Here is a 12,787-nt window from a genome sequence, read left to right on the forward strand (position 1 = left end):
ACACGCGGCCTGCGCCGAGGTGCGGGGTGTCCGCCCGCATGTCTCGCATACCGGCACGCGGACTCGAGACGGTCGTTCGACGAACCGGCTGCCTGCGCGTTCGCCGGTCACGATGTGGTCCCGACGGAACCGAAACGATCAACGTGTCGGTCCGCGTCGCTAGCGTCCGCTCCCATCACATCGAGAACTCATCGCAGGAGGAACCGTGGGCTGGCTCGACGCCGCGTCCGGGTACCAGGTGCGGCTCGGGGAGAACGGGCGTGTCCATTGCCGCAACGGCAAGGGAAAGCAGCTCTCCTCGGTTCCCGCCGCCATCAAGGACGATCCCCAGGTGGTGCAGCTGCGCCAGCTGTCCGAGTGGCTGACTCGCCACGCCGCGGAGTGTCTGTCCACAGTGGATGAATGGATGGTCCGTTCGCTGCCGGTGCCGACGGCGGTGCTCACCGAGGTGTGGGCGGACCCGGCCTGGTCGGACGCACTGCGCGACCTGGTCGTGACCGTCCCCGACGGCGGCGATGCCGAGACGGGCTTCCTCCGGGACGCCGATCCCGAACGCGGACTCGGCCTGGTCACCCTCGACGGTGACACCGTGCGGCTCCGCCCCGAGACGGTGTCGATCCCGCATCCCGTCCTGCTCGACGACCTCGCGGAGCTGCGGGAGTTCGGCGCCGAACTCGGCGTCGAGCAGCGGGTACAACAACTGTTCCGGCAGACCTTCGAACGCCCCGCCGCGTTCCCGACGGGCCGGACGTCCGTCGACGACTATTCCGGTGGGAAGTTCGAGCAGGTCAACCACGTGCTCAGCCGTTGTCGCACGCTCGGGTACCCGGTGCGGGGCGGCGACGCGGTGTACTCGGCGTTCGAGGGCGGCCGCACTCTGGAAGCCCGCTACTGGATCGGTGTGGAGTACCCCGAGGGCGAGGCCTGGACCGGGGATCTGCGCTGGATCGCCGACGGAGCCGAGGTGCCGCTCGCCGAGGTCGGCCCGGTCGCCTGGTCGGAGGGCCTCCGGATGGCCGCCGCGATCTACTCCGCCCGCGTCGTCGAGGAAGCACAGGTGTCGGCATGAGCACGTCCAGTACCGAACGCGACCGGACCACCGCGCTGCTGACCGCAGGCGCGGTGCTGCCCGGCAGGGCCGACCTCGGCGCGGATCGCGACGTCCTCACCGCCCGGCGCTACACCCATCCCGCGCTCGGCGATCGCGCCGTGGTCCGACTGGTGCCCGCCGTCCTCGGCCGCGCGGAGGACCTCACCTGCGAGTATCTGGGATTCGACGAGCCAGAGCGCACGTCAGAAGTCGGCACCGCGCGCCGCAGCGCCCTCGGCTTTCCCGCCTGGGCACTGGTGAACGACCCCGCCAACGGCCATCACGCGCTCAACCTGGTCAAGCAGGTCGAACGGCTCGCCCGCACCGCGAAATCCCGCGCGGGTGCGGCCAAGGACGGATTCACCGAACTAGGCGCGATGCTGGGCCGCTCCGCTCCGCACTTCTTACCGACCTTCTACGAACAGGCCGCCCGGATCTTCCTTCAGCACGGCAACACCGCCTATGCCGCCACCATGTTCGGCAAGGCCCGCGAGGCCGAAGAGGTCCATGATCTCGCCGTCGACCCCGACCGCACCCGGGAGGTGTTCCTGGAGTTCGCCTTCGCGGGCGCGTTGACGGCCAAGGCACTGTCCGCCCAGGCCAAGGCCCTGGCCCGCCGGACGGACCCCGACGGCGCCTATGAACTGTTCCGCACCCTGTGCGTCGAACGCACCCGAGGCGGTCTGCCGCCGTACACCGGGATGCCCGAGGATCTGCGGCGGCTGGCCAGGGCCGCGAAGCGGGACCTGCCGACCGAGGACGAGCGGCTGCTGCTCGACGTCCTGGGCACTTCGGCGATCAGCCGGGCGAGCATCTCCTTCTGGAAGTCCTATCGGGTCGCGTTGACCACGCTGGCGCGGCGGGACGCCGCCGTGCGCGGGCTGCTGCTGTCCTTCGTGCCCGGTTCGACCGGTGCGCTCGACGTCTGGCTGGAGATCCTGCACGACTGCGGGTCGACCCGTCTCCTCGTCGATCCGGCCGAGACGATTCCCGAGGGGACGCGGTCGGCCGCCGCGTGGCTGTCGGCGGTGCTCTCGGTCCGGTTCGGCGGCTGGCGCTCCGTCGACCGCTCCGAGGCCCTGCTGGACCTGGTGGAGGCGATGGCGGCCCGGCTTCGCGCCGACGGCGAGCCGGTGGCCGCACTGCGGGGCAGCAGCCAGGGTGAGGTGGATCTCGTCGATCTGCTCGTGTCGCACGACGTGCCGATCGTCGTCGACGGCAGGCTCCCCGAGCAGTTCGACGTCACCGACTGGATGTCCGACGAGGCACCGGGTCGACGCGATCTCACCGCTCTCGCCGAATCCGAACAGTTCGGTCCGGCCCTGGGCCAAGGGTTCGCGCAACATCTCCGAAGGCACACGCGCGGCGCGGTCGCCGAGGCCGACGTCCTGCTGACCGGGATGAGCGTGCCCGGTCTGCGCGACGCGCTGCGCCGTTGGGTCACCGATCGGGCGTCCGCCGTCACCGCCATCGGGCTGCCCGGTCTCACCGACAGCCTCAAGACGCTGTCGGTCGTGCGGCTGCCCGAGGCCTTCACCGACGTCCCCGAGTCGGCCGAGGCGCTCGCCGACGTCGACGTGGCCGCCGCCCTGCACGGGACGCTGCGGGCCGGTCTGCTGGACGAGCTGGGCTGGCCCGCGTTGGACGAGGCCGTCACCCGCCTGTACTCGGCGGGCGGCGCGAAGGACGACGACGTGGTGGTATGCGGGGAGGGCTGGCCCGCGCTGGTCCTGCGCAGGGGCGAGACGTTCGTGGTGGTCGGCCCGGACGGCGTGCTCGCCGAGCACGTCGCCCGGATACCGGCCGATGCCCGACCACGCTGGCGCCTCGAGCCGACCGCGTCCTGGTTCGACGGGGTGTTGCTGATCCGCTGGGACGGACCCGACGGAGGGCTGGCCTACTGGAGTGACGCGCCGGAGCGGATCTTCGCGCCCGGCAGCAGTCTGCGGCACTACCGACACCACCCGATCTCGCCGTCCATCGCGCTGTCCGACGGATCTCGGTTCGAGGGAGTCCGTGCGCTGCGGCCCGGCGACTCGGACGTGCCGCCGCCGACCTCGGCGCTCGGCGACGGCACGACGGTGTGGTCCAGGACGTACTGGCGCGGGGCTACCCGATGGGTCGAGGTCGATCCGGCGACCGGTGAACAGGGCCGGGTCAGCCTGCCGAGGTTCCTCGACGACTTCGCCGCCGACGGCACCTCCCTCGCGTTGAAGAACTGCGACCTGCGACCGGCCGTGCTCGCGACCTCGGCGAGTCCGTTGGGCACTGCCGACGGACTGCACGGCTGGCGAGTGCGGCAGGAGGCCGACGGCTCGTGGCTCGGGGAGGGCGTCGACGGTCGTCGGGTGCTGCTGGCGCAGGGAGGTCGGCGCCCGACCGGTGTGCTGCGGCTGCCCGGCGGGGCGGAACTCGTGCTCGCCGATGGCGGGTACCTTCTCGCGCTGCTCGACGAGAACGGCGCCGACCTCGGCAGGTTGTCCACCACGGCACGTCACCCCGAGTACGCCGCAGGCACGCCGATGGTCGCGCCGACACACTGGTGGCACCTGCTGCGACCTCGGGACGAAGCCGGGTCCGCCGCACTGCGCGGCGTGACCAGGCAGACGGTCGAGGACCTGCTCGCCGCCGCAGCAGCCGAGCCCGCGGCGGCCGAGAAGACCCGAAGCGAACGGCTGATCGCCGTGGCTCGGGGGGTGCGCACCGGTGAACAGGACGGCCTCGTGCGTGCCGTCCTCGCCGCGCTCCCCGGCCTCAGCCATCCCGGCCTGCTCGCGGGCGTGCTGAGTCTGGTCTACCGCGCCGCCGATCTGCTGCGCGAGTTCCGCGGCTATGCCGAGATCGCCGCGAGCGCGCGCACCGTCGACATCGACGCGCTGACCGCCACCGGTCCTGTCGTGAGCGAGGGGGTCCTCAACCTGGCGCTCGACTGGTTCGGGGGCTATCGCTCGCGTCGCGCTGCGGCGGAGGGTGCTCGCCAGACCAGGCTGCCTGCGCTGGTAGCCGCGCTCGGTGTGGCCGCCGTCGAGGCGGACCCCTCGGGTCGGGCACTGCCCGAGTCGAACTGCCCGGACTGGTTCGAGTCGCTGCCGTCGGTCGCCGCGTTGGCACACCGCGCCGCGTCCCCGCTGATTCCGGACGACCAGCGCGCCGCACTGCTTCTGCTGCTGCGATCGATCGCCGGAGCGGGCCTCACCGACGGCGGCGGGCACTGGCGAGTGGTCGACCTGCTGGTACCCGACGGCACCCCGCATCCGAGGCATCGAGTCCTGCCCGTGGGAGACGGCTTCCTCGCCCTGTTCGAGCATTACCGGAACCACCGCGTCGGCGATCAGTACGAAGGGCTTCAGTTCACCCGAAACCCGGGCAGGTTCGCCGTCCCCGACGGCTGGCGGCTCCGAAAGTCGACGGAGATCCGCTCGTCGTTCGGTCCGGAGCGCATCACCCGGTTCCTCGACACGCTCGCCAAGGAAGGTCCCGCGCCATGGTTCCCCGACGCGGTGTCCGAGCTGGTGCAGCGCACCGGCCTGGGCACCGCCGAGGCGACCGTGCTGCTCGCCGGGATGCCCGGCGTGCAGAACTGGGGGGCGAACTACCTCGGCGCATCCGAGCGGCAGTTGCTCGGTCTGTCCGGCGCGGGAGCCAAGGCCGCGCGGGAACGTCTCCGGCCGCTGCCCGCCCCCTTCCGCCGTCGGCTGCTCGCGGCGGCGCTGCCTGCCGACCCCGCCGAGCTGTGGACGCGCGGGGCCGACGTGGCCGCCGTCGCCGAGGTGTGGATCGCCGAGCACGGGCAGCGCACGCCCGTCCCCGACGACGTCCTGCTCGACGCCTCGGCGCAGCTGCCCGTGCGGCAGGCGAGCGACGTCGTCACCGGTGTCGTCACGCCGGGCACCTCGTGGCTCACCACGGACGCCGACATGCGGCTCAACGGCACCACGTTGGAGACTCGGCGCAGCGAGGGATTCGACCAGACCGCGCTCGTGGCGGTGCCTCAGGCGCTGCTGTGGCTGGCCCACCGGCTGCCTGCCGCCTCGCCGCTGCGGGCCCGTCTTCCGGAGGCGCTGTCGGCCGTCCGCAACCGGGCGAGTCATCCCGGCTTCGCCGTGGCGATCGGCGGCATGATGTCTGCCGACCAGCTGCGGGCGCTGCTCGGCGTCGAGATTCCTCCGAAGGGGACGGCGGTCAAACACCAAGGGTGGCTGACGCTGCTGAGCGACCACGAGGGCTGGGCCCGCCTGATCGTGCGGCCGGGACTCGTCGGCCCGCAGGATCGTGATCTGCTGCACGCGGTCCTCGCGGAAGGCCACGATCGGCGGCTGCTCCCCGCCTTGGCCCTGCTGGCCGAGGACGGACTCACCTCGGCGTGCGCGGTGAGGGCGCCCGAGGACACCGACCCGGCGGCCTGGTTCCAGGACCCGACGGTGTCCGTGCCCGCCCTGGTGGCCGAGGTCGCCGAGCGCCTCGGCCTCGACGCGGACGCCGCGACGCTGTACCTGCAACTGCTCGCGCTGCCGGACCCCACCGATGCCAACGTCACGCGGTGGACCGGTTGGAAGCCCGCCCGGCTGCGCAGGGCGCGGGCGGCGCTGGCCGAGACCGACCTGGTGCTGACCGCGAAGCGGGCCAGGGCCGGGCGTTCGCTGTTCCTGCCCGGCGGCTGGCTGACGCTGAAGGCCCCGCATCTGCCGCTGGAGTCGTGGAAGGCGCCCATGTTCGGCTTCAGCACCACGCCCGACGTGGTGATCGCCCCCCGCGAGCCCGTCGCCGAGCTGTTCGCCCGCGCCTGGCGCCGGGTGCTCGACGGCGACGCGCCCGCTTACGAGGAACTCAAGACCGGAGGACGTCGGTGACCGCCACCGTGCGCAGGCAGGTCGAGCCTGCCGAGGATGCCCACCGCGAAGAACTCGCCTTCCTCGCCCTCCAGGACGCCGGGGCCCGGCCGCCGGGCTGGCGGCTCACCCCGCGCGCCGTGGTCACGTTCGTGATCGGCAGCGGCGGCGAGAGCCTCGCCCTGCCGAAGGGCGTGTCGGCGGACGGCGTGCCCGCGCGCATGGTGATCAGCCCGAAATTCGTCGGCGAGCGGGCCCTGGTCGAGCGGGCGGTGGTCACCCTCGCGGGCGAGCGCGGCCTGCTGCTCGTCGGCGAGCCAGGCACCGCCAAGTCGATGCTGTCGGAACTGCTGGCCGCGGCGGTGTCCGGCAGCAGCGAACTGGTGGTGCAGGGCACGGCGGGCACCACCGAGGATCAGCTCCGGTACGGCTGGAACTACGCGCTGCTGCTGGCCGAGGGCCCCAGCCCGAGGGCGTTGGTCCCCTCCCCCGTGCTCACCGCGATGCGCACCGGCGGCGTGGTGCGGGTCGAGGAGGTCACCCGCTGTCTGCCGGAGGTGCAGGACGCGCTCGTGTCGATCCTGTCCGATCGGCGGATCGCGGTACCGGAGCTCTCGGGCACCGAGGGCGCGACCGTCCCCGCCGCGCCGGGATTCACCGTGATCGCCACCGCGAACCTGCGGGACCGGGGCGTGTCGGAGATGTCCGCCGCGCTCAAGCGACGCTTCAACTTCGAGGCGGTCGGGCCGATCGGCGACCTCGACACCGAGACCGCGCTGGTGCGCAGGCAGGCCCGTGCCGTCCTGGACCGGGTGAACGCGCCGTTCGGCATCGACGACGTCGTGCTGGAGGTGCTGGTCACCGCGTTCCGCGACCTGCGTAACGGTGTCTCGGCGGAGGGCTGGGCCGTCGAGCGGCCGTCCACCGTGATGAGCACCGCCGAGGCCGTGTCGGTCGCCGCAGCACTCGGTCTGGCCGATGCCTACTTCCCCGGCGACCGCGATCCGTTGTCGCTGCTGCCCGGCCACCTGTTGGGCGTGGTCCGCAAGGACGATCCCGGCGATGCGGCCCGGCTGCTGGGGTACTGGGACGGTCCGGTCCGCAGGCGGGCGGAGTCCGGCGCACACACCTGGCGGCGGCTGTGGGAGCTTCGGGACGGCCTCGATGGATGACGGCGATCTCGCGGTGGTCCGCCGCCTGGCCGACCACCGCGAGCCTTACCTGATCGGGGTGCGGCATCACTCCCCCGCGCTGGCCGCCGCGATGCCCGCCCTGCTGGCCGCCGCCGACCCCGAGGTGGTGCTGGTGGAGCTGCCCGAGGAGTTCGGCGACTGGCTGGGGCACCTGGCCGATCCCGGTCTCACCGCCCCGGTGGCCCTGTCCGGCGCCGCCCGCGACGGCGGCGGTCTCGCGTTCTACCCGTTCGCGGACTTCTCGCCCGAGCTGGCCGCCGTCCGATGGGCGTTCCGCCACGGCGTGGAGGTCCGGCCGTGCGACCTGCCGCTGGCCCGGCGCGCCGAGCGCGAGCACGCGGCGGGCGACCGGGGCGGTTCCCCGCTGACCGACGCGCTGCGCCGCGCCGCCACCGGGCGGGACGGCGACGACCTCTGGGATCGGCTGGTGGAGGCCGCCGCGCCGGGCCAGAGCGCGGAGGCCGTTCGCCGCGCCGGTCTGCTCGTCGGCTGGGCGATGCGGCGGGACGCGACCGGCCCGGCAGGCGACGGCTCCGAACGGGACGGCTCGGCACGGCCTGTCTCCGGAGCCGAGCGGGACGCGGCCGGGGACCCGGCGGCCTGCCGGGCGTCGACGGACCGGCCCGGCGATCCGGCCGAGGGCCTCGACCTCGGGATCGACCCCGTCGATCTGCGGCGGGAGGCCTGGATGCGACGGACCATCGCCGAGGCGGGCGAGCGCCGCTGCGTCGCCGTCGTCGGCTCGTTCCACGCCTCGGCCCTGCTGCGCGGCACCCGACAGGACGCCGCCGACCCGGTCGGGCCTGCGGAGACCGGCCGGGAGGTCGTCACCTCACTGGTGCCCTACGGCTTCGCGCTGCTGGACGAACGCTCGGGTTATCCGGCGGGCATCCGCGACCCGGAGTGGCAGCAGGCCGTGCTGGCGGCGGCGGGCGATCCGGTCGCCGTGGAGGCCGCCGCCGCCTCGGTGATCGTGCGGATCTGCGGCCGGATCAGAGAACTCGGTCATCCGGCCGGCCCCGGCGAGGCCCGCGAGGCGCTGCGGCTGGCCGTCGACCTCGCCCGCCTGCGTGGCCTGCCCGCACCCGGCCGAGGCGAGATCGTGGAGGCGGTGCAGACCGTGCTCACCCATGCCGAACCGCTGGGACGCGGCCGGATCGTGGCCCGTGCCGCCGGGGAAGTCCTGGTGGGGCATCGCATCGGGCTGCTCGCGCCGGGAACTCCTCGGTCGGGGCTGGCTCCGGCGGTGGAGGGTCTGCTGGCCGAGCTTCGGCTGCCCGGCCCGGACGCCCGCGAGCCGGTGACGCTGCGGCTGGACCCGCTGCGCTCGGCGCTCGACGGCAGGCGGGAGATCACGCTGCGACGGCTGTGCGTCCTCGGCGTCGCCTACGCCGAGGCGACCGACACCGCAGGCGTCGGCGCCGGTGAGGCGCTCACCACCCGCTGGCGGGCGGCGTGGACTCCGTCGACGGCGGCGACGCTGCCGGTCGCGGGGCGGTGGGGCGCGACGCTGTCTCTGGCCGTCCACGGCCGCCTACGGGCCCGCCGCGCCGAGCGCGATCAGCGGGGCGGCCCCACCCCGGCGGACCTGTCGGCCGACCTGGTCGACGCTGCGGAGTGCGGACTTCCGGAACTCCTCGGCGAGGTGTTGAGCGACGCCGGGACGGTGCTGCCCGCCGCCGCGACGCTGCACGAGCTGCTCACGGCACTGGAACTGCTCGACCGTCTGCGGGCCGGGCACCTGCCCGGCACGCCCGGCGACGTCATGGACGCCCATCCGCTGCTGGTGCGCGAGCTGACGGACGCCGCGATCGCACAGCTCGACGGGCTGGGCGGTTCCGACGACCCGGCCGACGCCCGGTCGCTCGTCGAGCTCGGACTGCGGCAGGACACCCAGGGCACCGGGCTTCGACTCGCCGCGATCCTGCGGAGGCTGGTCGACGACGGCGCCCCGATGATCGCGGGCGCCTCGGGGGCCGCCCGGGTCCTGCTCGGGCTCGACTCGCCTGCGAGCCTCGGGGAGCGGATCGCCTGGTGGATCGACGATGCAGGCACCCGCGAGCGACGGGAGGTGCTGCGGCGCGGGCTCGTCGGCGTACTCGCGGCGGCCGGGGCGCTGGTGGAGACGCCGGAGGCGTTGAATCCGCTGTTGGAACGGGTGGAGGCGCTGGACGATCAACGGTTCCTGGACCGGCTGCCCGCGCTGCGCGGCGCGTTCACCTCGATCGGGCCCGCCGCGCGGTCTCGCATCCTGGCGGTGGTCGAGGAGCGGACAGGTGATCGGGTCGACGCGGTCGGCGCACCCGATCCCGAACTGCTTGCGGCATGGCTGGCCGCCGACCGCGCGGGGTCTGCGGTGCTGGCCGCCCACGGCCTCGGGCCTGCGGGCGCGGCGGCACGGCACGACGGTGCCGAGGACCCGGCCACGGGCCCGGGCATCGCCTCGACGGAAGACTCGGCCGCCGGAGACGGCTCACGTCGATCCACTGTGGACGCGGGTCAGGAGTCGGAGGACGCCGTGCCGGTGACGTCCGCAGGCAATGGGAGCCTGTCGGCCGCCGTGCGGTGGCGACTCGTGCTGGGGGCGCGGGGTGAGCGGCCCGCAGGCGCGGCCCGCTACTCCGCCGCGCTGGACGAGCTGTACGGACTCGATCACGGCGAGGGTGCGCTGCGCGGGGACCTCGGCGCCGACCGCTCGGCCCCGTTCCCCGATGTGCGGGAGTGGTCGACGGAACTCGCCGAGCTGTTCGGCGAGCGGGTCCGCGAGGAGGTCCTGGCCGCTGCGGCCGAGGGCGGCAGACTGGAGGCCGCCCTGGAGATCGACCCCGCCTCGGTGCGGCCCTCGGTGGAGCTGCTGCGCACGGTGCTGTCCCTGGCGGGCGGGCTGTCGGAGAGCGCACTGGCCCGGCTGCGGCCCCTGGTGGCCCGGCTGGTGCGCGAGCTGACCGCGCAACTGGCCGATCGGGTGCGGCCCGCGTTGACCGGCCTCACGCTTCCGGTCCCGACGCGACGGCCCGGCGGTCGGCTGGACCTGCCGCGCACCCTGCGGGCCAACCTCGCCACGGCACGACGCGACGCGGCGGGCCGGGTGCTCGTCCTGCCGGAGCGACCGGTGTTCCACACCCGAGGCCGCCGCCGATCCGACTGGCGGCTGGTGCTCGTCGTGGACGTATCCGGGTCCATGGAGGCCTCCACCGTGTGGTCGGCGCTCATCGCCTCGGTGTTCGCGGGCGTGCCGTCGCTGTCGACGCACTTCCTGGCGTTCTCCACGGAGGTCGTCGATCTCACTGAGCGGGTCGCCGATCCGCTCTCGCTGCTGTTGGAGGTGCGGGTCGGCGGCGGCACGCACATCGCGGGCGCACTGCGGCACGCGCGCTCCCTCGTGACGGTGCCGGAACGGACGATGGTGGTCGTGATCAGCGACTTCGAGGAGGGCGGCCCCGTTGCGCCGCTGGTCGGCGAGGTGACCGAACTCGTCGCCGCCGGCGTCACGGTGCTGGGCTGCGCGAGCCTGGACGACAGCGGCGTCGCCCGGTACTCGGCCTCGATCGCGGGGGCGCTGGTCGGCGCGGGCATGGACGTGGCCGCGCTCAGTCCTGGTGAGCTGGCCCGCTGGGTCGGAGAGAAGGTGCGCGGATGACCGGACTGCCCGCCGTCGCGCCCGCCGTGCCTGCGGACGTGCTCGACGCGCTCCCGCCGAGGCTACGCAGGCGGGTCGACACGGCACTGAGCCGCGCCGCCGAGTGGGCGGTGACCCGCGACGGGGACACCGCCCGTGCCGAACTGGACGAGGACACCGCGCTCGGCTGGACGCTGCGCGGCGGCGTGCTGGCGACGGCCGACGACCTGACGTGCAGTTGTCTGCTCGCTCCGAGATGTCTGCATCGCGGCATCGCCGTCGCGGCAGCCGAGGTCGTCGAGGTCGCCGAGGTTCTCGACGGCACGGGGGAATCCGGCGACGCCGAGATCCCCGACGGCGTGAGCGCCGTGGAGGCCTCGGCGGACGGCGCCGCTGGGACGGCCGAGCCCGGCATGCCGGCCGGCATCGCGGCCGGGAGCATCGAAACGAGCGGCGTCGCCGCCGAGACGGCCTCGGCCGCACGGTCCGCCGTGGACACGTCGAGCACGCCAGCGCCGCCGTCGGCCGCCTCGCTGCGGACGCGCGATCAGGAACACGCCGCCGTGACCGCGCTGTGGGATGCCGGTGTGACGGTGCTGCGGTCGGGTGCCACCGGCAGCGGCACGGTAGTGCGGGCGGAGCTCCTCCGGGCGGTGCACACCGCGCGACTCGCGGGTCTGCATCGCGCGGCCGCCACCGGCCTGCGCATCGCCGCCGCGCTGGTCTGGGCCCGGACCGGCGACTCCTCGTTCGATCGCGCGCAGCTCACCGCCGAGCTGGTGGACCTGCTGCTGCTGTGTCACGACCTGCGGTCCGGGACCGCCGTCGCAGATGCGGCCGAGCTGCGGGGCACGGCTCGCCGCGAGTATCGCCCGGTCGGCACGCTGCGGTTGTTCGGTCTGTGCACCGAAGCGGTGGTGGCCGCCTCCGGGTACGCCGGGGTCGTCACCCATCTCGTCGACGAGACGGGGGTGCTGTGGACGGTCCCGGCGATCCTGCCCGGCGGCGTCGAGCGGGTCACGGCCGCCGCGAACGGGCCGGTCGCCGTCGGCGAGTCCGGTCTCTCGCACCGCGAGCTGGGCAGGGCCGGGCTGCTGCTGTCCGGCGGCACGGCCTCGCCCGACCATCGGCTGGGCGCGGGCCAGGCCGTGCGGGCGGTGGCCTCGGCGGGCGGTGCGTGGACCGACGCACCCCTGTCCGGGTTGTGGGCGACGCCGCTGGCGGACCAGACGGCGCGCGCGTTCTCCGCCATCACCCGGCCGGAGACGCACCGACCGGCGGGCGGCGACCTGCTCTTCCTCGACTGCGTGACGCTGGGCGCTGCGGGCGACGCACTGCGCGTCTCCTCGGCTCAGCCGGACGGGCCGGACGTCCAGATCGACCTCGTCGGCGAGGGGGATCGGGCGCGGGAGAATCTCCGGGTGCTGAGCGACGCCGCAGGCCTGCGGCTGCGGGTCGTCGCCCGGCTGCTGCCCGACCGCGCGGGCACGGCGGTGGCGCTGGCCGTGGCCGGGGAGCCCGAGGAGCTGACGCTGCCCGCCGCGTACGCCCACCATGTCGATCTCGGCCTGGATCGGCTCCAACACTCCCATGTCGTCGGCGGCCGGCCGGTGCGGCTGCCGCCGAGAGCGGGCGGGGGCGATCGGACGCCGAGCCCGATGCACGCCGTGGAGTCCACGCTGCACCGGGTGACGCTGGGCGGGCGGGCCGTCGGCGCCGTCGCCGCCACGGACCGCGCGGCGGCCTCGCTGCGTAGGACCGGTCTCGCCACCGCCGCAGGCCTGCTCGCCGACCTCGCCGCCGCCTCGCGGGATCGGGAGCGAGACGCCTTCGGCCGGGTGGTGCGCGAGGCGGGCGACGACTTTCCGCTGGCCTGGCTGCGGGCGGGCGTCTACGTCCGCGAGTTCGTCCACGCCTCGGCCCGCCGGGCATGGCTCCAGCCGCCGGACACGCACTGACCCCGCACCGCCGCTCAATCGCGGTCGGGATGCGATCTTCCGACGGGGGTGTGCTTGCCGGCCCGAGCTTCTGCGGCGGGCGGTCCAGCCTGCGCCCG

General features: G+C 74.3%; 5 protein-coding genes. All 5 read left to right on the forward strand.

Annotated elements, in window-relative coordinates; genetic code table 11:
• Positions 1-205: 205 nt before the first annotated feature.
• The 5 genes from UA74_RS19525 to UA74_RS19545 are packed head-to-tail and all read left to right on the forward strand — an operon-like array spanning position 206 to position 12,689.
• Positions 206-1,069: a DUF4132 domain-containing protein gene (locus tag UA74_RS19525; RefSeq protein ID WP_075741554.1), complete on the forward strand. Its 864-nt coding sequence runs from the start codon at positions 206-208 to the stop codon at positions 1,067-1,069.
• Positions 1,066-5,940 (forward strand): hypothetical protein, encoded by a 4,875-nt coding sequence (locus UA74_RS19530; RefSeq protein ID WP_075765082.1) that lies wholly within the window; start codon positions 1,066-1,068, stop codon positions 5,938-5,940. The genes UA74_RS19525 and UA74_RS19530 overlap by 4 nt, the downstream gene beginning before the upstream one ends.
• Positions 5,937-7,091: an ATP-binding protein gene (locus UA74_RS19535; protein WP_075741556.1), complete on the forward strand. Its 1,155-nt coding sequence runs from the start codon at positions 5,937-5,939 to the stop codon at positions 7,089-7,091. Before UA74_RS19530 ends, UA74_RS19535 begins: the two co-directional genes overlap by 4 nt.
• Complete coding sequence (locus UA74_RS19540; RefSeq protein WP_075765084.1) at positions 7,084-10,752, forward strand: DUF5682 family protein; 3,669 nt, start codon at positions 7,084-7,086, stop codon at positions 10,750-10,752. Before UA74_RS19535 ends, UA74_RS19540 begins: the two co-directional genes overlap by 8 nt.
• Complete coding sequence (locus UA74_RS19545; RefSeq protein WP_075765086.1) at positions 10,749-12,689, forward strand: proline dehydrogenase family protein; 1,941 nt, start codon at positions 10,749-10,751, stop codon at positions 12,687-12,689. The genes UA74_RS19540 and UA74_RS19545 overlap by 4 nt, the downstream gene beginning before the upstream one ends.
• Positions 12,690-12,787 lie beyond the last annotated feature (98 nt).

The sequence above is a fragment of the Actinoalloteichus fjordicus genome (assembly GCF_001941625.1).
Lineage (GTDB): Bacteria > Actinomycetota > Actinomycetes > Mycobacteriales > Pseudonocardiaceae > Actinoalloteichus_A > Actinoalloteichus_A fjordicus.